16 protein-coding genes are annotated in these 21527 nt (G+C 68.9%); 5 read left to right on the top strand and 11 right to left on the bottom strand.

The window, feature by feature from the left end; translation table 11 throughout:
• Positions 1-27: 27 nt before the first annotated feature.
• The 7 genes from FZ029_RS30420 to FZ029_RS30450 form a co-directional block, all read right to left on the bottom strand.
• Positions 28-795 (bottom strand): hypothetical protein, encoded by a 768-nt coding sequence (locus FZ029_RS30420; protein ID WP_211104260.1) that lies wholly within the window; start codon positions 793-795, stop codon positions 28-30.
• Between the two features lie 171 nt (positions 796-966).
• Positions 967-2757, bottom strand: coding sequence for an alpha/beta fold hydrolase (locus FZ029_RS30425; RefSeq protein ID WP_149273695.1), 1791 nt, complete (start codon positions 2755-2757; stop codon positions 967-969).
• On the bottom strand, positions 2754-5270 hold the full coding sequence (locus FZ029_RS30430) for a glycoside hydrolase family 2 protein (protein WP_149273697.1): 2517 nt from the start codon (positions 5268-5270) through the stop codon (positions 2754-2756). Before FZ029_RS30430 ends, FZ029_RS30425 begins: the two co-directional genes overlap by 4 nt.
• Positions 5271-5276: 6 nt before the next feature.
• Positions 5277-6248 carry a DUF1839 family protein gene (locus tag FZ029_RS30435; RefSeq protein WP_149200704.1) on the bottom strand — a complete coding sequence of 324 codons (972 nt, stop codon included), beginning with the start codon at positions 6246-6248 and terminating at the stop codon, positions 5277-5279.
• A gap of 8 nt (positions 6249-6256) precedes the next feature.
• Positions 6257-7183 carry an amino acid--[acyl-carrier-protein] ligase gene (locus FZ029_RS30440; RefSeq protein ID WP_149273698.1) on the bottom strand — a complete coding sequence of 309 codons (927 nt, stop codon included), beginning with the start codon at positions 7181-7183 and terminating at the stop codon, positions 6257-6259.
• A complete protein-coding gene (locus FZ029_RS30445; RefSeq protein WP_149200621.1) occupies positions 7180-8385 on the bottom strand; it encodes an acyl-CoA dehydrogenase family protein in 1206 nt (401 codons plus the stop codon). Before FZ029_RS30445 ends, FZ029_RS30440 begins: the two co-directional genes overlap by 4 nt.
• Positions 8382-8630, bottom strand: a complete 249-nt coding sequence (locus tag FZ029_RS30450) for an acyl carrier protein (protein ID WP_085090880.1) — start codon at positions 8628-8630, stop codon at positions 8382-8384. The genes FZ029_RS30445 and FZ029_RS30450 overlap by 4 nt, the downstream gene beginning before the upstream one ends.
• Positions 8631-9221: 591 nt before the next feature.
• On the opposite strand from FZ029_RS30450, the gene FZ029_RS30455 reads away from it, so the two are divergent.
• Positions 9222-11873, top strand: a complete 2652-nt coding sequence (locus FZ029_RS30455) for a HAMP domain-containing methyl-accepting chemotaxis protein (RefSeq protein WP_149273700.1) — start codon at positions 9222-9224, stop codon at positions 11871-11873.
• Positions 11874-12102: 229 nt separating this feature from the next.
• Here FZ029_RS30455 and FZ029_RS30465 read toward each other — a convergent pair whose 3' ends face one another.
• The 3 genes from FZ029_RS30465 to FZ029_RS30475 all read right to left on the bottom strand — a co-directional run bounded on the left by FZ029_RS30465 (position 12103) and on the right by FZ029_RS30475 (position 16385).
• Complete coding sequence (locus FZ029_RS30465; protein WP_247892576.1) at positions 12103-12810, bottom strand: Crp/Fnr family transcriptional regulator; 708 nt, start codon at positions 12808-12810, stop codon at positions 12103-12105.
• A gap of 285 nt (positions 12811-13095) precedes the next feature.
• Positions 13096-14919: an ABC transporter ATP-binding protein/permease gene (locus FZ029_RS30470; RefSeq protein ID WP_247892577.1), complete on the bottom strand. Its 1824-nt coding sequence runs from the start codon at positions 14917-14919 to the stop codon at positions 13096-13098.
• A gap of 101 nt (positions 14920-15020) precedes the next feature.
• Positions 15021-16385: a GH1 family beta-glucosidase gene (locus FZ029_RS30475; protein WP_149273705.1), complete on the bottom strand. Its 1365-nt coding sequence runs from the start codon at positions 16383-16385 to the stop codon at positions 15021-15023.
• A gap of 208 nt (positions 16386-16593) precedes the next feature.
• On the opposite strand from FZ029_RS30475, the gene FZ029_RS30480 reads away from it, so the two are divergent.
• Positions 16594-17877 (top strand): alpha-glucosidase/alpha-galactosidase, encoded by a 1284-nt coding sequence (locus tag FZ029_RS30480; protein ID WP_149273707.1) that lies wholly within the window; start codon positions 16594-16596, stop codon positions 17875-17877.
• Between the two features lie 7 nt (positions 17878-17884).
• Here FZ029_RS30480 and FZ029_RS30485 read toward each other — a convergent pair whose 3' ends face one another.
• Positions 17885-19036 carry an MFS transporter gene (locus FZ029_RS30485; RefSeq protein WP_149200626.1) on the bottom strand — a complete coding sequence of 384 codons (1152 nt, stop codon included), beginning with the start codon at positions 19034-19036 and terminating at the stop codon, positions 17885-17887.
• A gap of 231 nt (positions 19037-19267) precedes the next feature.
• Here FZ029_RS30485 and FZ029_RS30490 point away from each other — a divergent pair, with 231 nt between their 5' ends.
• The 3 genes from FZ029_RS30490 to FZ029_RS30500 are packed head-to-tail and all read left to right on the top strand — an operon-like array spanning position 19268 to position 21414.
• Positions 19268-19645: a nuclear transport factor 2 family protein gene (locus FZ029_RS30490; protein ID WP_149273709.1), complete on the top strand. Its 378-nt coding sequence runs from the start codon at positions 19268-19270 to the stop codon at positions 19643-19645.
• 28 nt (positions 19646-19673) lie between these two features.
• A complete protein-coding gene (locus FZ029_RS30495) occupies positions 19674-20489 on the top strand; it encodes an alpha/beta hydrolase (RefSeq protein WP_149273711.1) in 816 nt (271 codons plus the stop codon).
• A 52-nt stretch (positions 20490-20541) separates the two neighbouring features.
• Positions 20542-21414, top strand: a complete 873-nt coding sequence (locus FZ029_RS30500; protein ID WP_149273713.1) for a helix-turn-helix transcriptional regulator — start codon at positions 20542-20544, stop codon at positions 21412-21414.
• The last annotated feature ends 113 nt before the right edge of the window (positions 21415-21527 follow it).

Here is a 21527-nt window from a genome sequence, read left to right on the forward strand (position 1 = left end):
TCGGAAGCAACCCGCTCCTCGGCAGCTTTACTCCCCCGGCACCAAGGCAGACTCCCGCTGTACAGGGGTTGGGCGAGAGCGCATCACAGCAGGCAAGATGCTGTGATGCCGTACCCAGTCAGCCGTGTGGCTGCATCGAAAGGAAATGAGACGAATGATTATTGTATGCAGATATGACAAGTCTTCCTTGAAGATTGGCTCATAGTGAGCCACGCGGTTCCGCAGCCACCGGATCCTGTTCACCAAATCAGCGACATCGCCACGCCGCGTACCGGCTGGAAGCAGAGGGAAGGTTGCATGAAGTCCGGTTTGCCAGATCGGGCGATCATATTTCCCCTTGAACAGTGACGCCCAAAAGTCGAACGACAAACCGGCCACGATGCGACCCGTCATTGGGGCATATTTCGCCTTGACAATACGTCCCCTCACACGATCTAAGTTCGCGCCGCTCTCCTCGCCCAGCACCGAACGGAATCGTTCACTAGTCGGCCACTCTGCACCGTATAAATAACAAAGACGTTCGTTCACAGAGTTGCGCAATGTTACTTCCGCCGTTTGAAGTGGCAGATGTAGCGCCTCAGATAATCTTGAATTCCAGACATATAGCTGTATGGCATACCGTTTGTCGAAGCCGGCAGGTTTTAGATAAGTCGCAAACCGATCGCTGGATATCGTCGCTTCCAATGCATCAACCACATTATCTTTGTAATGAAAAATGAGTTGACTTTCTTCCACCGGAACCCCACTCTTTTCCTGTAAGTCGTGAAGCCCCTCTGCCGCAAGGTACGCGCCCACGACACAGATAGAGCCCCAGGACAGGCGTGCCGCGCCTCTCCTGGGGTTTCGCTTTTTCGGCTTGGTCAGAATATCCTACAATCGCGGCGGCAGCCAGTGGCGGCAAGCGATCAACCCCTGAGATGCATTGGCTCGCTGCAAATCCGATTTATCGCAGCATCTCCCCCGCCCCTACCCCACCCGCTCGCCGGACGGCAGGCCTCCGGGAAGCCCCAGACTCCAGCTGGTGAGGCCCGAGACGGCGGGATCTGACTGGGCGGCGGTTTCCAGGCAGGTCAGATGGCGGTCGATCAGACGGTCCAGCCGGTCACGCGCCTCCCACACCGTCAGGCTGTGGTCGGAGCGGTCGAGATAGACCACCTCGATGCCGGGCAGGCCGTCCAGGGCACGGCCCCCCTCGCCCAGATGCAGGTAGAATTCGGCCAGCGTCATGTCGCCGCTGCTGTAGACCACCAGCACCCGCCGGCCTTCCGCCGACAGGCGGCGGAACATGCGCAGGGCGTGGCGGGTCATGCCGGTGCGGATCAGGGTCTTGCGGATGAAGCGGCCGGCCAGACGCTTGGCCAGCCCGATGGTGCGGGCCGGCTTGCGGATGCTGGCGCGCAGCCGGGCCGGCTTCAGCGCCTCCAGCAGATATTCCCTGGTGGAGCGGAAGGCGACCGTCCGCATCAGATCCATGACGGCGATGCCGCCGCCCAGCTCGAACCGGCCGGGATTCAGCACGATCTGCCCGACCACGCGGTCGTCGCCAAGGCCGGCATGCAGGGCGGGCGTGCCGCCGGCGCACAGGCCGATGACGACGACACGCTCGTGCCCCTGCTCCTCCAGCCAGTTCAGCGCGGCGCGGACGTCGGTGATCACCTCCTTGTTGTAGAGCAGATTGTCCGGGAAGCCGGGCCGGTCGGGGCTGTCGCCGATGCCGGCCGCATCGATCCGGAGCGAGGCATAGCCGCGCGCCGCCAGCCGCCGCGCCTGGACCACGGTGGCGCGGCCGGAGCCGACATGGTGGGTGGCGCCGCTGTTCAGGAACAGGATGGCGGGCCGATTGCCGGCGGGATCGGCCAGGACCGGGGTGCAATAGACGCCGAACAGCTCCGGTGCAGAACCGAAGAAGACCGGACGTTCGACCGCGGTCGGCATCATCAGGCCGGCCGGGCGGTCCGGCGGCGGGGTGGCGCCGCTGGCGACCGGACCGGCGGCGATCCAGCGCAGGACCGGCTCCAGCACCGCGGCGGCCTGGGCGCCCTGGGGCTGCTGGACCAGTTCCATCACGCCGCTGACACCCATCGGCTCCGCCACCGCACCCATGGCGCGCCAGCGGGTGGCGAGCTTCACCGGCGTCTTGCCCTCCGGGCGGTCGGCGATCAGGATGCGCGGGGCGGGCAGCGCCGGCCGGTCGAACGGATTGAGGGCGCCCAGCGCCAGTGCCGTTTCGGGCGTCACCGGCATGCCGATCACGTTCAGCCAGGAGGCGCGTTCCGGCGGCTCCGGATTGCAGACCGGACGCAGCACGATGGCCGCCAGGGTCTGGAGTTCACGAAGCGCCTTGCGGCCCGAGGTGATCGGCGACACCAGAGCCAGCGTGTCGACGCCCTGCCCCTCGTCCGCCAGCTCCTGCGCCGCCGCCGTGGCGAGCAGCGAGCCCATGCGGTAGCCGACCAGGGTCAGTTCGGTGACGCCGGTGTCCTCGCGCAGGCGGCGGACCGCCGCCTTGACGCTGTCCACCCAGGCGCGCACCCGGTCGGGTTCGCTGTCATCCCCGGCCGAATCGCCGGATCCGGGATAATCGAAACGCAATGTCGGCAATCCGGCCGCGGCCAGCCCTTCGGCGAAGCTTTTCCAGGCGCGGTGCGCGCACAGCTCCTCATAGCCGTAGGGACCGCACAGAACCACCCCGCGCAGTCCCTGCGCCGGATGCAGCCATCCGAAACAACCATCGAACACCACCGGTGTCGGCTTCATGCGTTCCCCCTGTAGCGGACGGGCGCCAGCGCGTTCAGCGCATGGACCTCGCCGTTCGGCACCGGTCGCCCGGCCGATGCCATCCCGTCCTCGACCCCCAAACCTGGCCGCGGCCGCAGGCGGACGACCCGCTCAACACCGGGCGGAAGATGGAACCAGGCGTCTTCCGCCTGGAACCGGTCGTCCTCCACATGCACCGAACAGGCGAACCGCCCCGTGGCGAGCCGCAACGCCCAAACCTTTCCCTGGTCCTCCACCATCGCGGTCAGCCCCAGATCGGACCGCGGCAGCGCGCGTCCCTTGGGGAAATAATGAGACTCGTCAATTGGTTCCGCGCCCCTTTCGGCCGACAGCAATTGCGCCGTCACCACATCGTGTGGGATAGGCCCAAACCTGTAGGCGTAGGTCGTGTCAAAAAAGCGGTCGGACAGTTCGGCGGCGGCCAGCGTCGCCGCTCCCCGCGCCGGCAGCGTCACCGGCCGCTCCGCCTTCAGCACCGGCACCGCCCCGTCCCGCCATGCGGTCAGCCGCAGCAGCGCTTCCACCGGCCGGGCGGTATCGTTGACCAGATGCACCGCCAGCCCGTTGACGCCCTCGTCGGTCAGGATCACCCGCAGCGGCCGGAAGGCACGCTTCAGGGCGTACCAGGCCGGCTTCGGCGTGCCGTCGGCGGCGACCACCCCCCAGCCGGCGCCCCAACCGCAGCCCCAACCGCCGCTGTGCCAGGGATCGCGCCACTGCCAGACCAGACCGCCGGCGCAGCTCGAACCGGCGCGCCGCCACTCGTCGAACACCGCCTGCATCACCTCGCCGGTCACCGCGCGCGACAGGCGGCGGTAGCGGTCGGGGTCCTCGTAGCGCAGGCGGCGCGGATCGACGGCATAGAGCGCTTCCAGATAATGCTCCCGCACATCCTCGAAGTCCCAGGAGGCGCCGGGGTCGCGCGGCACCCGTTCCTTCCAGCGGGGATGGTGGAGCGCCGGGACGCCCAGAGGATCGTCCTCGCCCAGGTTGGCGAAGGCGAGGCATTCGCTGGCGAAGCGCACACCGGCCCGCCGGGCATCCTCCAGCGGCTTCATGTAGGCGCCGACCCCGTAATAATGGGTCACCCCGGCATTGGCGATGAAGGGCAAGGCCCCGCCGCTGGGGGAGTTGGCGACCCGGATCAGGTCGGGCCGGCGGGTGGCCGTCTCCTCCGCGATCACGGCGGTGAGCGCAGGTTGGGTCCAGGAGGCGCGGGGCAGCCCCAGCATGGCCGCCTGCTGCTCCATCTCGCTGCCGCCGCACAGCACCGCCAGCGACGGCGACGCCTGGATGCGGTCGAGCAGCTGCGCGATCTCCGCCCGCACGCTGTCGAGGAAGACGGCGTCGGTGGGATAGTCGAAATTGGCGAACATGGCGTCCTGCCAGACCAGGATGCCCAGCTCGTCGCACAGCTCGAAGAAGGCGTCGCCTTCATACAGCATGGTGCCGCCGACACGGACCATGTTGGCGCCGGCCTCGCGCATCCGCCGAAGTTCGGGTTCGTAGGCCGCGCGGTCGGACGACAGCCCGACCAGATCGACCGGCACCCAGCAGCCGCCACGGCAGAACACACGGACGCCGTTCACCAGCAGGGCGAAACCGTTGCCGTCCGGACCACGGTCGACCTCCAGCGAGCGGAAGCCGACGCGGCCGAGATCGATTTTGGCCGATCCAATCCGCGCGGTCACGCCGTGCAGCACCGGCTCGCCATGGGTGTGCGGCCACCAGGGATCGACGCCCGGCAGGATCAGGTCGGCACTGAACCCGCCAACACCATTACCAACGCCGTCGAAGACCAGCGGCGCCGTCCGGCCGGCGACCTCCACCGATCCGGTGGCGCCAGCCGCCGCCCCCTCCACCGTCAGGCGCAGCGACAGATGGCCGTCCCGCCCGTCGTAGCCGGTGCGCAGATCGGCACCGAGCACACGGCAAGGGCCGGTCTCTTCCACCAGCTCCACCGGGCGGAAGGGGCCGACGGCGTGGATCGGCGGGCACCAGCCGGGCATATGGCCCAGCAGAGTGGTGCGGACGAAGCGCAGCCCCGCCGGCTCGGCCAGCTTGGGCCGCCAGCGGGCGCGGCCCTTCTTCGCCGCCAGCACCGGGTGCAGGGCGTGGAAGCGGATGGACAGTTCCGCCTCGCCGTTCAGCGTCACCGGCACCTCATGGGCCAGATACATGCTGTCGGAGGTCAGGATGCGCTCGCCGTCCAGCCGGACCTCCGCGATGGTGGCGAGGCCATGGAAGCGCAGGAGGCGCGGACCATGGCCGGTCAGGCGGGTGCGGTAGACGACATCCCTGTCATGGAGGGGGGCGGGATCCCCGGCCGACCACAGGCCGGCGGCCTGGAGCGCCTGGGCGGCGGTGCCGGGCACCGGGGCCGGGATGCCCTCCGCCCCGTCATCAGATCCGCCGGGCGCCGATACGGTCAGAGTCCATCCCTGGTCCAGAGGGGTCTGCCGGCGTCCGGTGACGGATCGGATACGGGCCATCGCCGATCACCCGTATCGCCGGGCCAGACTGCCCAGGACGGCGTCGTAGCCCCGTTCCAGCCGGTCGAAGCTGTCGGTCAGGTCGGGCGCCTTGCGCCGGGCCACGGTGCGGGCCAGCTGGAACTGCATCGCCTTGGCGCCCTCGGCAATGGACCGGCAGGCCTCCACCGCGTCGGCCGGGCCGTCGAGCCAGCGGACATGGGCGCCCAGCAGCTCGAAATTGGCACCGAGCTGGCGCAACAGGTTGAAGGCGTAGAGGTGGAAATACTCCATCGGCCGGCTCAGCAGCCGGTCGAGATGCTCCGGGAAGGCGGCGCGGTAGGCCGTCACCGGATTGCCGGCCGGACGGCGGGCGAGATGGCGGCGCAGCAGGTCGAGCGAGGCGGTGACCAGCGCCCCGCCCTCCAGTGCCGCCGTGCCCGGCTTCACGAACTCGACGTAGGGGAAGAGCGGTCCGGCCGCCGCGGCGGCGACGCCCTCGTAGTCGGCGCCCTCCAGCCGGTAGAAGCCGGCATTGTGGAAGTAGTCCATCGTCCGCGCCGCCGGATCGATGCGGACGATGCCGACCGTGGTCTTCACATGGGTGGTGCCATAGGAGGTGCCGCGGGTGTCCGGCAAATGGAAGCCGTCGACCTCCACCAGCACCAATCCGCCGCCCTCAAGATTATTGGCCGTGCTACGCTTCAGCTGCTCCGCCACATGGGCCTCGACGCTGTCGTAGATCGCCAGCTCCTGCACGCGCAGGCCGTACAGCGTCTCCAGATCCTCCAGCGGCACCTTGAAGAAGGTGAACTGGTCGCCTTCGAAATCCTGGGTGACGGTGAAGCCCAGCATCGCCCGCGGTTCCAAGCCGCGGGCGTGCAGCGCCTCGATCCACAGATCGACGTAGCAGTTGGTCTCCGGCCAGATGCGTTCTTCCTGGCTGCCCTGGTGCAGGGGATGGCGGTCGTAGCCGTCGGGCCGGTGCGGAGTCCACATGCTGCCCGTCACCCCCACAGGACCTTGCGGACCGAGGCCGGCCACTGCGCGGGGTCGAAACCGTGGTGGCGGAACAGCGCCAGCGCCACGCGCTCCATGCCGAAGCCGACGCAGGCGGTGTGGGCGACGCCGCCGTCGGCGGTGTGGATGTCCCACAGATGGCCGAAATGGTCCTGGTGATAGTTGAAGCTGAGGCAGGCGGTCGGCTTCTCATTGCTGGTGATCGGGATCAGCAGTTCGAACTTCAGCTTCTGTTCGCGCTGGCTGTTCGACAGCATGGCGCCGGCCCGGCCGAAGAAGGGATCGTTGGCGACATCGACGTCGAGCGGCACCTCCAGCGAGCCCATCATCTCGCGCCCGCGCTCCAGCCACAGCTCGCGGAACTCCACGACCTGATTGGGGGTGCCGATGCGGATGTACTCGCGCATGCGGAACAGCTGCATGCGGGCGGGGTCGATCGACGGCTCGCGCCGGAAGCAATAGGAGAAGACGTCGATCAGCTTGCCGTCGCCGGGCAGCGCGCCGCGTTGGGCGATGGTCGGATAGACCGGGTAGCAGGCGGCCGGGGTCATCACCACGTCGGTCGCGACCTGATCCTCGGTCCAGTCCTGCCCCTCCTCCAGCCGGCGCAGCAGGGTGCGGTGCGCCTTCTCGTCGCCGCCGAAGGCGTGGATGGTGCCGGCCAGATGGGGAAAGCTCTTCAGATACTCGCTTTCCTCGAAATACTGGCGGTTCAGGGCCGGCGGGAAGCGCATGACCTCCGCCCCGTCCTGCCCGCCCCAGCGGGTGACCAGGGCGTCGAAACGCTCCACCACATCTTCGAAGACGCCGCTGCGGCCATAGAGGCCGTCCACGCCGGTGGGGATCAGCAGCCCGGCCTCCACCAGCTCGTCGCGGTAGGCGGCCTGGGCCGCGGTGATGTCGACCATGTTCATTCGAAGGGCCCCAACCCGTCCCGCTGGACGAGAAGCTGAGTGGCGACATGCGACATGATGCGGTCGTTGCCGATCATGAGCGCGGCGGAATGGGCATCGCGCAGGTGGCGACCCAGGCTGTAGGGGGTGTCGTTGCGGTAACCGGCCAGCCCGCAGGTGCGGATCGCCGCCTCCACCACCTCGCGCACCAGTTCCGACGTGGTGACCTTCAGCGTGCTCATCGCCGTGGCGAAGGACAGGCCGGTCAGCTGCTCCGGCGAGCCGCTGGCCAGTTCGTACTGGCGGATGGCGGCGAGGATCACGGCCTTCATCTGCTGCAGCTTGGCGGTCGCCTCGGCCAGCCGCACGGCCGACGCCGGGGTGGTGCCGGGCTTGCGCTTGGCCTCCGAGCGGACGAAGGCGCGGGCGCGGCTGACCGCGTCGGCGGCGATGCCGAGCCAGGTGCTGCTCCACAGGATGTGGGTGACCGGCAGCATGGTCTGGGCCGACAGGTCGGCATAGGGCAAGGGCAGGATCTGGTCGATGACGCCCGCCGCCTCCAGCCGGTAGCCGTCGGAGCAGGTGCCGCGCATGCCCATGGCGTCCCAAAGCGAGGTCTTCTCCAGCCGGTAATCGTCCTTGGTCACCACCACCAGCGCCTGATCCGATGACGGCGCGTCGGGGTTGCGCCGCGCGGTGACCAGGATCACGTCGGACTGGTCGCCGTAGGAGATGACCGACGCGTTCTTCGCCAGGGTGAAGCGCCCGCCGTCGGCGTGAACGGCGCAGACACTGTTGCGGATGTCGCCGCCGGTCTCCTTCTCCGTCGTGGCGGAGCCGAGCAGGAGCTGTTCGGCGGCGAGACGCGCCATCAGCGCGCGGTGCCAATCGTTGGTGCCGTGATTGACCAGACAGGCGACCTGGATCTGGTGCATGGCATAGATCATGCCGGTGGCGGCGCAGCCGCGGGCCAGCGCATGACAGGCCGCCGCCACGTCGAACAGCGAGGCGCCGGCGCCGCCGAGGTCCGCCGGGACCATGACGCCCAGCAGCCCTTGCTCGCGCAGGGCGTCGAAGGCTTCGGTGGGGAAGCGGCCGTCGCGGTCGACGGCATCGGCATGGCGCGCGGCGATCTCCGCACCGATGGCGCGCGCACGGGCCGCGGCATTGACCGAAGCGGGGGCTGCCGCCCGCTCGGCCAGGGCGGCCGCGGCGGCGTTCACGCCTCGCCCCCGTCGACCAGACCGCGCACCGCGTCGCGGATCGCGGCGATGCTCTCGAAGGTGCGGCGGTTCAGCAGCTTTTCCGGAAACTCGACGTCGAACTGCTCCTCCAGCCCCAGCATCAGGCCGACGCAGCCGTGCGAGGTGAGGCCGGCGGAATAGAGGTCGTCGTCGATGGCGAGGGTGCCGGCATCGACCGCCAACCCGCCGCACTCCGCGAGGACGGAGCGGATGCCGGCAACCATACCATCGTCGCTCCCTCCGGTTGCGGATGGGGGAAGCCCGGTGGTCCCAACGGTCATGGAGCCCTCAAAGGACGTATTGGCGAAAGGCTGGCTGGCATCCTGCGGCATTCTCGAAATCCCTTGGGTAACGTGCTGATCCCAAGCTAGCCACGCCACCCCGGTGCTTCCACTCGGCATCGGTATGGCCGTCCCGCTATCCAAGTGATCGGTTTTTCGCCGGTGGGGGTAAGCACACGGATAAGGTCGGTCGATGGCCCTGATGCCTTTCGTGCTGCCCGCTATGGCCATGATCCACGCGCATAGGCCTGGGCTTGGCGGTTCGGAAGCGGGTTACGGACTTTCCAATCGGAGAAATTTTCACACCTGCGAGGGGATGATTTTCCGCATATCGGAAGGTCTATGACTATCTATTCGAGTTAGCGGAAAAGAGATTGACGGCTCCCCGCCGCCGCGAAAATCATGCAAGGGCCGGTGTGGCCGATGGTCGCAAGCACGTCTTGAGGCTTGCAGTTCCATGATTGCACACAATTCGGGCTTGCGGCCGGCAACGACCATATCCGCCCTTACCTGCCCTTAGGGGAAACCGACGCCATGACCACCGCCGCACCCGCCATCCCGCAATCCGGGGCAGCCAGAACCGGGCGCCGTCTCGGCGTGCGGGCCAAGCTGATGCTGTCCTTCGCCGGCATGGCGGCGATGACGGTGGCGGCCAGCGCCGTCGGCCTGATGTCCTTCTCCGCGGTGGAACGGCCGATGACGCAGATCGCCGACACCAGCCTGCCGGAGATGGAGCTGGCAACCCGGCTGGCCGGCGAAAGCGGCGCCATCGCCTCGGCGGCGCCGATGCTGGACGGCGCCGCCAGCCAGGAGGAGCGGGAGCGCATCCGGGAGGAAGCGAAGGAACGCGCCCGCGGCTTCCTGTCGCTGGTCGACGAACTGGCCGGGCGCCGCCCGCAGGACCCGCTGCTGACGGAGGTGCGCGAGACCGGCAAAGCGCTGATCGCCACGCTGGACGGCATCAACGACGGCGTGGCGCGGCGGCTGTCCGTGCATGACCGGCGCGAGGCCGCGTCCACCCGGCTGGCCCAGAGCTATGACGGCTTCCTCAAGACGCTGGCCCCGCTGGTCGATGGCGCCGGGGAGGCCTTGCAGCAGAAGGGCATGGCGCTGGACGGCGGCACCGACCGCGACATGGGGACGCTGTCGGACGCCGTGCGGTCGATGATCGCGCTCTACGACCTGCGCAGCGGCATCGCCGGCGCGCTCGACGCCATGAACCGCTCCGGCACGGCGCAGGACGCCAAGACCATCGGCGAGCTGCAGCAATCCTATCTGGAGGCGTCGTCGCAGGTGACGGCAACGCTCGGCACGCTGGGCGAGCGCTTGGCCCTCGACAGCGCCGCAAGGATCGATGCGCTGTTCCTGTTCGGCTATGGCAAGGACAACGTCTTCGACCTGCGCCGCGCCGCGCTGGACGGCACTGGGATCGCCACTGGGAACGCCACTGGGAACAGCGCCGGGGCGGTCGACCGCCGGCTGGCCGAGCGGCTGACCGCCGCCAGGACGCAGGCGGCCCAGCTGCTCGACGGGCTGAAGGCGCCGCTGCGCAAGGTGCAGAGCGACATCAAGCGCGCCAACTTCGACATTCGCTCCCAGGTGCAGGGGGCCATTCAGGACCTGCTCGGCAGCGGGCTGGAGCGATTCCGCACCAACCTGGAGCTGTCGACCTACGGCACCGCCCTGACCGGCGCGCTGAACGAGGCGGCGCAGGCCCCGGACGCCGCCCGCCTGGACCTTCTGGAAAAGCGCTTCACCGCCGCGTCCTCGTCGCTCTATGAGCGCATCGGCACCCTGCGCGGGCAGTCCGGCGACAATGCCGCCGGCACCGAGGTGCTGACGGCGCTGGTGAAGGCGCTGATCGGCTTCGGCCGCGGCGAGGAAGGGGTGATCGCGCTCCGCCGCGCCGAACTGGCGGCGGCGGCCGACACCGAGCGGATGCTCGCCGAGAACCGGCAGCTGGCCCAGCGCTTCGCCGCCACCGTCGACCGCGAAATCGCCGCCATGCGGGACCAGGCGAAGACGGCGGTAACCGGCACCGAAGGCACCATCGCCGCCGGCCGCCACATGCTGATCCTGTTCGCCGTCGGCAGTCTGATCGGCGCCGCGGCGCTGGCCTGGCTGGTGGTCGGCCGCCACATCGTCGCACGGCTGAGCGCGCTGTCCGACGCCATGCGGGAGATCGCAGAGGGCCGGCTGGATGCACCGATCCCCGCCGCCGGGGCGGACGAGATCGGCGACATGACCCGCGCCCTGATGGTCTTCCGCGACACCGCCAACGAGGCGAACGCCGCCAATGCGCGGGCGGAGGCCGAACGCGGCCGGGCCGCCGGCGAACGCCGCCGCGCCATGGTCGAGATGGCGGAGAATTTCGAGAGCAGCGTGCGCGGCGTGCTCGGCCGCGTCGCCCAGGCGGCCGGCGAGATGCAGGACATGGCCGAACGGATGACCCGCAGCGCCGACCTGACCGCCGGCGAGGCGACGACCGCCGCCGGCAGTTCCCAGCAGGCGGAGGGCAACGTCAAGGCGGTCGCCGCCGCGACGGAGGAACTGTCGGCCTCGATCCAGGAGATCGGCACCCAGGTCCATGCCTCCAGCCAGATCGCCCGCAAGGCGGCGGACGAGGCGGAGCGCACCGACCGCACGGTGGAAGGGCTGGCCCAGACCGCCGGCCGCATCGGCGAGGTGGTCGGGCTGATCCAGTCGATCGCCGGCCAGACCAACCTGTTGGCGCTGAACGCCACCATCGAGGCGGCACGGGCTGGAGAGGCCGGCAAGGGCTTCGCCGTCGTGGCGAGCGAGGTGAAGGGCCTCGCCACCCAGACGGCGAAGGCGACCGAGGACATCTCCGCCCAGATCGCCGCCATGCAGTCGGTGACGCAGGAGGCGGTGGACGCCATCCGCTCCATCGCCGGCACCATCCGCGAGGTGAACGAGATCGCCGCCACCATCGCCGCCGCGGTGGAGCAGCAGAGCGCCGCCACCCGCGAGATCGCCCGTAATGTCGGCGAGGCGGCGGACAGCACCCAGCATGTGCGCGGCAACATCGACAGCGTCGCCGACGCGGCGCGCGAGTCGGGGGAATCGGCCAACCGCGTGCTGTCGGCCTCCTCCACCGTGCAGGAGCAGCTGCGGACGCTGGCCGGTCAGGTCGACGGGCTGGTGGAGGAGATGCGGGCGGCCTGAGGAGAGGCTGGTCTACGGGATTAACAGCTCTCCCTCTCCCGCCCCGGGAGAGGGAAGGGGCCCATGCGGAGCATGGGAAGGGTGAGGGGTGATCCAAGAAACCATGCGGTTCGGGATTTTTGCCTTCCCCCTCACCCTCCCCGCCTTCGGCGGGTCCCCTCCCTCTCCCGGGGCGGGAGAGGGCGTTTATTGCCATATGCGATTGCCCAAACCGTAAGGGATAGAGGGGCTACGGCCCGTCCGCCAGCTCCCGCAGGGCGTCCACATCGCAACGGAAGCGGTTGGGCCGCAGCTCGTCCAGCAGGCCCTGGCGCTTCAGCTCGGCAACGACGCGGCTGGCGGTCTCGGTGGTGATGCCCAGCACGGCGCCGACATCCTCCCGCCCGAAGAAATCGCATTCGCCCTGGTCGTCCACCAGGGTCAGGAACAGCCGGGCGACCCGCGCCTTGGCGCTGCCGGTGCCGAGTTCGACCAGGAAGGCGTCGGCCCGCTCCACCGCCTGATGCCAGCGGCGCATCAGCTGCTGGTGCAGGTGCTGCGTCTCCTCCGACAGGCGCTGGATCACGGCGCGGGGGATGCGGCAGGTCAGGACGGGGTGGATGGCGATGGCGGTGTGGCGGTAGGGCTCGCCCAGCGCCGCCTCGAGCCCGGCGGTGTCGCCGGTGCGCAGGAGCCGGACGATGCGCTGGCCGCCGTTGGGCAGATACTGCACCAGCTTCACCAGCCCGCCGCGCACGGTGAAGAGTGCCGCCGGCTCGTCGCCGACATGGTAGAGCGCGGCCCCCGGCGCCACCGTCATCTCGTCGATGGGCAGGTGGATCAGGTTGAAATCGGATTCGGTCAGATCGGCGAACAGCGCCGATTCCCGGATGCCGCACCCCCGGCAGTTCGCCAGCCCCCGCCATGCCGCGTTGATGCTGGTCTTCTTCACGCTCATGTCCATGGTTGTGCGGGGCGGCGATGCTGTGGGTACGAACGGTGTCCGCCGCGCAGTGTGGCAGCTTTTTGGATGTGTTCCAAGTTTCCGGAAAAGAATGGCCAGTGGCATCGCATTGGGGAAACTTAATCCTACACAAGGAAGGGCGTCATTCCCGCGAAGGCGGGAATCCAACCAGTTCAGCAACGTTTCGTGAGAGTTTCCTGGCTCCCCGCCTTCGCGGGGATGACGAAAGTCCATTCATAGGAAACTTGCTTCCAAATGCGATGCCTCTCATGGGGACGGTCAGGCCGCGCTTTCCCTCGCCGGCAGGACGTCCCGCACCTCCTCGCGCAGGGTGACGGCGCCGTTGGTGCGTTCCAGCACCAGCTTGCGGCCATGGTGGGCGTCCAGCCCGGCATGGTGGCCGATGGTCAGCAGGGTGGCGTTCGGCAGTTCGCGCTCCATCAGCGTCAGCAGTTCCTCCTCCGCCGGGGGATCGAGGCTGTCGGTGGCGTCCTCCAGGAAGATCCAGTCGGGGCGGCGGATCAGCAGCCGGGCGAAGCCCAGGCGCTGGCGTTCGGGCACCGACAGCACCTCGTCCCAGCGGTCGAGGCTGTCCAGCCGGTCGACGAGGTCGGGCAGCCCGACGCTGACCAGCGCCGCCGCCGCCTTGTCGTCGGCCACCGACGAGGCCGTGCCGGGATAGGCCAGTACCGCGCGCAGGCTGGCATGCGGCAGATAGGGGCGTTCCGGCATGAAGAAGACGCGGGTGTGGGCCGGCAGGGTGATCAGTCCGCGGCCCCAGGGCCAGACGCCGGCCACGGCGCGGAACAGGCGGATGGTCGCCGTGGCGTCGCCGCCGATCAGCACCCGGTCGCCCGGCCGCACCTCCAGGTCGAAGGGATGGACCACGGCCGTGCCGTTCGGCTCGTCGATGGCAACGCCGGCGAAGGTCAGGGACTTGTGCTCGTCCGCGCGCACGACCTGGATATGGCCGTCCGGCACGTCGCAGACCTCGCGGTCGAGCCGCACCAGCGCGTCGTGCAGGTTCAGCACGCGCTCCACCGACGCGCGCCATTCGGCGGCGCGCGGCAGATTGTCGATCGGCCAGGACAGGGCGCCCACCGTCTGCTGGAAGGCCTGCGCCGTCTGCATCAGAACGCCCAGCGTGATGGCGCCGGTGATGTAGCGGGGGGCGGCGACCAGGATCGGGAAGGCGGCGGACAGCACGGAATAGCTGGCGCTGAACACCATCATGTGGCTGAGCGCCCTGGTCTGGCCGTTCCAGCCCCGCGTCACCCCGGCGAACAGGCCGGTGAGATGCCCGCGCTCGGCCGATTCCCCGTGCAGCAGCGCGATGGTCTGGCCGTTCTCGCGGATGCGGGCCAGCGCGAAACGGAAATCGGCCTCGTAGCCCTGACGGCGGTTGACGGCGTTGACCAGCGGCTGGCCGATCAGCATGGCGATGCTGGTGCCCACCACGGCATAGATCAGCGCGACATAGAGCAGATGGCCCGGCACCGACAGCTCGGACCCGAAAACCGTGACCGTCAGGGTGCCGGACAGCATCCACAGGATGTTGGTGAAGCTGACCAGCAGCAGCGCGCAGTAGGTCAGCGAATGGCCGAGGTCGATGGCGACCTCCGCCGTGATGCGGATGTCCTCGGCGATGCGGCCGTCGGGATTGTCGTGCTCGCCCGGCATATAGGCGATCTGGTGATGGCGGCCGCGGCGCAGCCAGTCCTCCAGCAGCTTGCGGGTCAGCCAGTCGCGCCAGCCCATCTGCAGCCGGCGCTTCACCCGCAGATGCAGCACGACGATGACAATGTTGTAGACGATGATCAGCCCGACGAGGGCGATCATCGTCATCAGCCGATCCATGGAGCGCTGTTCGAGCGCGTCGAACAGCCGCTCGCTCCACAGATTGATCAGCACCGGGATCGACACCTGCCCGATGGTCAGCACGATCAGCGCCACGGTCAGCGCCCATACGGTCACCCGGGTCCGTCCGAACCAATAGCCGCCCGCCAGCCGCAGGAAGCGGCGGGTGAAGCCGGGTGCGTCGTCCGCAGGCTTGTCGCCACCCGCTTTACCGCCACCCGATTTAGCGTCAGTGTCGTCGGTCATGCCGCCCATCCCGGGCCTCCGCCCTCGAATCCTCGCCGTCCGTATGACTAACGAATAGGACGTGTATTGCTAAAAGTACAGGGGCAGGGGCGAATGAAGGGTTAAAGCCTTCCCGTTCTCACAACCTCGGCGAGGAAGCGATAGCTGTCCTTTGGCGTGCGTTCGAGCGTGTCGTAATCGACGCGCACGATGCCGAACCGCTTCGACAGGCCGAAGGCCCACTCGAAATTGTCCAGCAGGCTCCAGCACAGATAGCCCTTGACGTTGCAGCCGTCGGCCAGCGCCTTCGCCACCGATTCCAGATGCTCGCGGTAGAACAGCACCCGCTCGGCGTCGTGGATCTGGCCGTCCGGCGTCACCACGTCGTCATAGGCGCAGCCGTTCTCCGCGATGAAGACGGCGGGGTTGCCGTAGTCGGTGCGGAATTCGGTCAGCAGGTCGTACAGCCCCTCCGGCTGCACCGGCCAGGCCATGCCGGTCCAGCGCCGGCACTGCGCCTCGCCCCAGCCGACATTGAAGGGCCGGCCCTCCTCATGCTTCATCGTCATGCGGGAGTAGTAGTTGATGCCCAGCAGGTCGATGGGATAGCGGATCGCCTCCTCGTCGCCGGGCAGCACGAACTCCGCCATTTGGTCGGCCAGCAGCGCCGGGATTTGCCCGCGCATCAGCCCGTCCAGCGTCACCCGGTTCCACACCGCGTCCCAGCGTGCGGCGGCGGCCACATCCTCCGGCCGGTCGCTGTCGGGAACGGCGGGCTGCAGGTTCAGGACGGTGCCCAGCGTCAGTCCGGAATGCTCCGCCGCGATGGCGCGCAACGCAGCGGCCTGCGCCAGATTCTGGTGGTGCAGGGCGCGCAGGATGCCCTGTTCGCCCAGTTTGTGGCCGGGGGCATGCTCGCCCACGCCATAGCCGAAGATGGCGACCACGTTCGGCTCGTTCAGCATCATCCAGGTCTTGACCCGGTCGGCCAGCCGGGCGGTGACGATGCGGGCATAGTCGGCGAAGGGGCCGACGATCTCCCGTCCCTGCCAGCCGCCGGCATCCTCCAGCGGCTGCGGCAGGTCCCAATGATAGAGGCAGGCCATCGGCGTGATCCCGGCCTCCAGCAGCCCGTCGACCAGCCGGTCGTAGAAATCGAGACCGCGCGTCTCCACCGCGCCCGTCCCCGTCGGCAGGATGCGCGGCCAGGCGATGGAGAAGCGGTAGCTGTCGAAGCCCGCCGCCTTCATCAGCGCGATGTCTTCCGGATAGCGGTGGTAATGGTCGCAGGCGACGGCGGCGCTGCTGCCGTCCATGATGCGGCCTTGCGCGGTGAAGGTGTCCCACACGCAAGGGCCGCGCCCGTCGGCATTCACCGCGCCTTCGATCTGGTAGGAGGCGGTGGACGCGCCCCAGCGGAAATCGGGCGGGAAACTCAGCGGTCTGGCATCGGCGGCCTGGGACACGGGCTGGCTGAAGCTGTCCATTGCTATCCTCCCACGGGGACGTTCGTTTTTCCCAGCATGCCGCAGCCGGACCGTCTTCGCCATGGGACAAGCATGCGGCCGGCGTGGGCGCGACGCGGTGGCGCAGATTGGGGCGATTGCACGCGGGGACTGTGCGGTCCCCTCCGAAAGGCGTAGCCTGTTCCGATAAGACGGCGGTCAGCCGCTCCGCTCACGGAGGAAACCCGACATGCCCAACACCACGAAGATCGTCTTCATCGGCGCCGGCAGCGCCGCCTTCGGGCTCAGCCTGTTCCAGGACCTGTTCTCCACCACCGAACTGGCCGGCAGCACCCTGACGCTGGTCGACACCAACCAGGACGCGCTCGACCGCATGGCGGCGCTGGCCGAGGTGATGAACCGCCACGGTGACGCCGGCATCACCATCGAGAAGACCACCGACCGCAAGGCCGCCCTGCAGGGCGCCGGTTTCGTGCTGTGCGCCATCGCCATCGACCGCAACCGGCTGTGGAGGCTGGATTTCGAGGTGCCGAAGAAGCACGGCATCCGCCACACGCTGGGCGAGAACGGCGGTCCCGGCGGGCTGTTCTTCACGCTGCGCACCCTGCCGCTGATCGTCGACATCGTCCGCGACGTCGAGGCGATCTGCCCCGACGCGCTGTTCATCAACCTGTCGAATCCGGAAAGCCGCATCGTCCTGGGGCTGTCGCGCTGCACCAGTGTGCGGACGCTGGGGCTTTGCCACGGCATCTTCCTGGCGCGCTGGTTCATCTGCCAGATCCTGGGCATGGCGGAGAAGGAGGTCGATGTCTGGGGCGCCGGGCTGAACCATTTCCAATGGCTGACCGCGATCCGCGAGAAGGCGACGGGGCGCGACCTCTACCCGCTGTTGCGGGAGAAGGAGGCAACGCACGATCCGTCCTTCACCCCGCTGGCGCGCCGCCTGTTCCACGCCTTCGGCCTGTGGGTGACGCCAAGCGACGACCATACCGGCGAGTTCCTGCCCTATGGCTGGGAGGCCGGGGAGCATGGCTTTGACTTCAAGCATGACGAAGAGGGCCGCGTCATCCTGCGCGACCTGATGGACGGCGTCATCGACGGCAGCAAGCCGATTCCCGACGACTGGACCAAGCCGTCCTGGGGCGAGCGGGCGGTCGCGGTGATCGCCGGGCAACTGCACAACCAGAAGCGCTTCATCGAATCGGGCATCGTCATCAACCGCGGCGTCATCCCCGGCCTGCCGGACGAGCTGGCGGTGGAGGTGCCGCTGGTGGCGGACGCCGGCGGCATCCACCCGATCTCGCTCGGCCGCCTGCCCGACGGCATCGTCAAGCTGCTGTCGGTCCAGGCCAACGTGCAGCAATTGTCGGTGGAGGCGGCGCTGCGCGGGTCGAAGGAACTGGCGCTGCAGGCCCTGCTGATCGACCCCGTCATCAACTCCAGCACCGCCGCCGTCGCCATCCTGGACGAGCTGTGGGAGGCGAACCGGCCCTATATTCGGGCGTGTTTGTAAGGGGGGCTCAGGCCCGTCCCCGCCGGATCAGCCGGGCCGAGGCGAAGCCCAGCCCGGCGGTCAGCGCGCCGACGCCGAGGAACAGCGGCGCGAAGCCGGTGTGGGTGGAGATATAGCCGTACAGCACCGGGCCGATCCCCTGGCCGATGAAGAAGCTCGACGCGAACAGGGCCAGCGCCGACCCGCGGGCGGTCGGCGCCAACTCCGTCGCCTGGGTCTGCATGGTGTTGTGCAGCATGTAGAAGCCGAAGCCGGCGACCAGGAAACACAGGCTCACCACCGGCCAGGGCACCGGGAAGGCGATGACCAGATAGGCCAGCCCAGCGGCCAGACCACCGGCCTTCATCATGCCCCATTGGCCGAGCGAGGCGATCAGCCGCCGCACCACGGCGCTGTAGGCGACGCCGCCGATGGCGAAGGCGGCGATGGTCAGCCCGGCCTGGAAGGCGCCGGCCGCGCCATGTTCGATCAGCACCGGCGCCACGAAGGGAAAGACGCCGAAGATCAGCAGCCCTTCGGCCGCCACCGTGGCGAAGACGATCAAGGAGGCCGGGTTGGTCAGCACCGTGGCATAGCGCCGCTGCGCCTCCGCCACCGATAGGGGGGAGCGGGTCTCCACCTCCCGCGCCAAGCCGATCAGGGCGGCGACGCAGATCAGCGCCGTCAGCCCGGCGGACAGGCCGAACACCACGCGCCAGCCGAAGGCCTCGGCCAGGGCGCCCGACACGGCGGAGCCCGACATCTGCCCGAGGATCACCGCCAGCAGGAAGCGGCTGATGGCGATCTGGCGCTCCTCATAGGGCACGCGGTCGCCGATCAGCGCCATGGAGGCCGGGATGATGCCGCCGGCGAAGGCGCCGGCCAGGATGCGCCCGGCCATCACCGTGCCGTAGCTCGGCGCGATGGTGGACAGCACAAGGCCGACCGTCAGGACCGACAGAGCCAGCCGGACCAGCCGCGACTTGCCGATGGCGTCGCCCACCGGCCCCAGCACGATCTGCATCAGCGCATAGGGCAGCGTGTAGGCCGAGGCCAGCAGCGCCGCCTGCCGCACCGTCACGCCGAGGTCGTCGGCGATCAGCGTCAGCATCGGATCGGTGGTGCGCAGGGAAAAGGCGCTGGCGAACCCGGCGAGGCCGAGCAGGAAGATGAGGCGCATGGAGGATCCGAACGGCGACGGTGACGGCAAAGGTGATGGTTTTGGACCTTAACCGGATCGGCCGCGGCCGTACCGCAGTGCGGCGGTGATGGCAGGCATGCGCGCGCCGCGGGATCGTTCGGGTGCGGCATTACCTGGCACGTAATCGATTCAGGTCCCTCCGCCGGGCGATCCTGGGTTCGCCGGGACAATCCGGCGGCCAGGACAACGGACCGAGAAAGGGACCTGACGATGACCGATGCGACCCACACCCCCGCCGCAATCGCCGACCTCTACATCGCCGCCTGGAACGAGACGGACCCGCAGCGCCGCCGCGCCCTGATCGCCAAGGGCTGGAGCGAGGATGCCCGCTATCTCGACCCGCTCGCCGGCGTCAGCGGCCATGACGGGCTGGATGCCCTGATCGACGCCGTGCAGCGGCAGTTCCCCGGCCTGCGCTTCAGCCTGCTGGGTGCGGTGGACGGGCATAATGACCGGCTGCGCTTCTCCTGGGCGCTGGGACCGGAGGGCGGCGAGCCGCTCGCCCGCGGCACCGACTTCGCCCTGCTGGCGGCGGATGGCCGGCTGCGCAGCGTCACCGGCTTCCTGGACCAGATGCCGGCAGCCTGAACCGGAAACTTTCGCAGGGAGAGCGATCATGGGCTTCATCCACACCGACGACGGCGTGCGGCTGTTCTATCGCGATTGGGGCAACAAGGAGGGCGGCCGGCCGATCCTGTTCGTGTCGAGCTGGTCGCTGACCTCCGACGCCTGGGCCTACCAGATGGCGCCGCTGTCCGAACAGGGCTGCCGCTGCATCGCCTTCGACCGCCGCGGCCATGGCAAGTCGGACGAATCGCCGTCGGGTTACGGCTTCGATCGGCTGGCGGACGACATCGCCGCGCTGATGGACGGGCTGGATTTGCGGGACGTGACGCTGGTCGGCCATTCGATGGCGACGGGGGAGATCGTGCGCTACCTGACCCGGCATGGCGCCGGGCGGGTCGCGGGCGTGGTGATGGTGGGGACCATCACGCCGCTGATGGCGCGGACCGACGACAACCCCGACGGCGTCGATCCGGCGCTGTTCGAGGCGTTCCGGACGGAGCAGCTGCTGCGCGACTTCCCGAAATGGCTGGGCGACAACATCGACCCCTTCGTGAACGAGGAGACCTCGGCAGAGATGAAGGGCTGGATCGTGGGCATGGCGCTGCAATCCTCGCTGATGGCCCTGCTGGAGTGCAACCGCGCCATCACCTCGGCCGATTTCCGGACGGAGCTGCCGGCCATCGCCGTGCCGACGCTGGTCGTCCATGGCGACCGCGACGTCACCACGCCGCTGGCGCTCGCCGAGCGCACGGTGGCGCTGATGCCGAACGCCACGCTGTCGTTCTATGAAGGAGCGCCGCACGGCCTGTTCATCACCCACCGCGACCGGTTCAACGCGGAACTGCTGGCCTTCGCCCGCGGATGACGGCAACGATGGCGGCAACAATGGCGGAAGATCCCGGTTCGGAGCACTCACCATGCCCCATGGCACCTCTCAGACCTCCGCCCGCAACGGCAGGGTGCCGGCAGGGCCGCCGGTCGGCGCCCTGCTGCGGTCCTGGCGCCAGCGGCGCGGCCTCAGCCAGCTCGATCTCGCCTGCGAGGCCGACATCTCCACCCGCCATGTCAGCTTCCTGGAGACCGGCCGGTCGCAGCCGAGCCGCGGCATGCTGATCCATCTGGCCGAACGGCTGGACGTGCCGCTGCGGGACCGCAACGCCCTGCTGGTCGCCGCCGGCTTCGCCCCGGTCTACAGCGAACACAGCCTGGACAACCCGGCGATGGAGGCGGCGCGCAAGGCGGTCGATCTGGTGCTGACCGGCCACGAGCCCTTCCCGGCGCTGGCGGTGGACCGGCATTGGCATCTGCTGGCGGCGAACCGGGCGGTGGCGCCGCTGCTGGAGGGGGTGTCGGCGGAATTGCTGGCGGGGCCGGTCAATGTCCTGCGCCTCAGCCTGCATCCTGACGGGCTGGCCGGCCGCATCGGCAATTGGGCGCAGTGGCGGGAGCATGTGCTGTCCCGCCTGACCCGCCAGATCGAGGCGAGCGCGGACCCGGTGCTGGCGGCCCTGCGCAGCGAGTTGCAGGGATATCCGGCACCGGCCTCGCTTTTGGACGATGGCGGCGGTGGGGAGGCTGGGCACCATCCCGACGTGGTGGTGCCGCTGCGACTGCACACGTCCTTCGGCCTGCTGAGCCTGTTCAGCACGACCACCGTCTTCGGAACGGCGGTGGATGTCACCCTGTCGGAACTGGCGATCGAGGCGTTCTTTCCGGCCGATGCCGAAACGGCGGAGAGGCTGCGCCGGATGCTTGGCGGAATCCCCTCTCCCCCCCCGGGGGGGGGGTAGGGTGGGGGGGGCGCGCGGCGGCCCTTTACCGAGAATCCACGCAATGCATCCCCCCCCCCCCCCCCCCCTCCCCCGGGGGGGGAGGGGGGGTCTCGTGCTTCCCCCCCCCACCC

Source organism: Azospirillum sp. Sh1, assembly GCF_008365135.1.
Classification (GTDB): Bacteria; Pseudomonadota; Alphaproteobacteria; order Azospirillales; family Azospirillaceae; genus Azospirillum; species Azospirillum oryzae.

Coding starts and splice junctions, on each gene's coding strand:
- FZ029_RS30450 (WP_085090880.1), bottom strand. CDS start 8,630: ATGGTTGCCGGCATCCGCTCCGTCCTCGCGGAGTGCGGCGGGTTGGCG.
- FZ029_RS30495 (WP_149273711.1), top strand. CDS start 19,674: ATGGGCTTCATCCACACCGACGACGGCGTGCGGCTGTTCTATCGCGAT.
- FZ029_RS30425 (WP_149273695.1), bottom strand. CDS start 2,757: ATGAAGCCGACACCGGTGGTGTTCGATGGTTGTTTCGGATGGCTGCAT.
- FZ029_RS30465 (WP_247892576.1), bottom strand. CDS start 12,810: ATGAGCGTGAAGAAGACCAGCATCAACGCGGCATGGCGGGGGCTGGCG.
- FZ029_RS30490 (WP_149273709.1), top strand. CDS start 19,268: ATGACCGATGCGACCCACACCCCCGCCGCAATCGCCGACCTCTACATC.
- FZ029_RS30455 (WP_149273700.1), top strand. CDS start 9,222: ATGACCACCGCCGCACCCGCCATCCCGCAATCCGGGGCAGCCAGAACC.
- FZ029_RS30500 (WP_149273713.1), top strand. CDS start 20,542: ATGCCCCATGGCACCTCTCAGACCTCCGCCCGCAACGGCAGGGTGCCG.
- FZ029_RS30430 (WP_149273697.1), bottom strand. CDS start 5,270: ATGGCCCGTATCCGATCCGTCACCGGACGCCGGCAGACCCCTCTGGAC.
- FZ029_RS30480 (WP_149273707.1), top strand. CDS start 16,594: ATGCCCAACACCACGAAGATCGTCTTCATCGGCGCCGGCAGCGCCGCC.
- FZ029_RS30475 (WP_149273705.1), bottom strand. CDS start 16,385: ATGGACAGCTTCAGCCAGCCCGTGTCCCAGGCCGCCGATGCCAGACCG.
- FZ029_RS30435 (WP_149200704.1), bottom strand. CDS start 6,248: ATGTGGACTCCGCACCGGCCCGACGGCTACGACCGCCATCCCCTGCAC.
- FZ029_RS30485 (WP_149200626.1), bottom strand. CDS start 19,036: ATGCGCCTCATCTTCCTGCTCGGCCTCGCCGGGTTCGCCAGCGCCTTT.
- FZ029_RS30470 (WP_247892577.1), bottom strand. CDS start 14,919: ATGACCGACGACACTGACGCTAAATCGGGTGGCGGTAAAGCGGGTGGC.
- FZ029_RS30440 (WP_149273698.1), bottom strand. CDS start 7,183: ATGAACATGGTCGACATCACCGCGGCCCAGGCCGCCTACCGCGACGAG.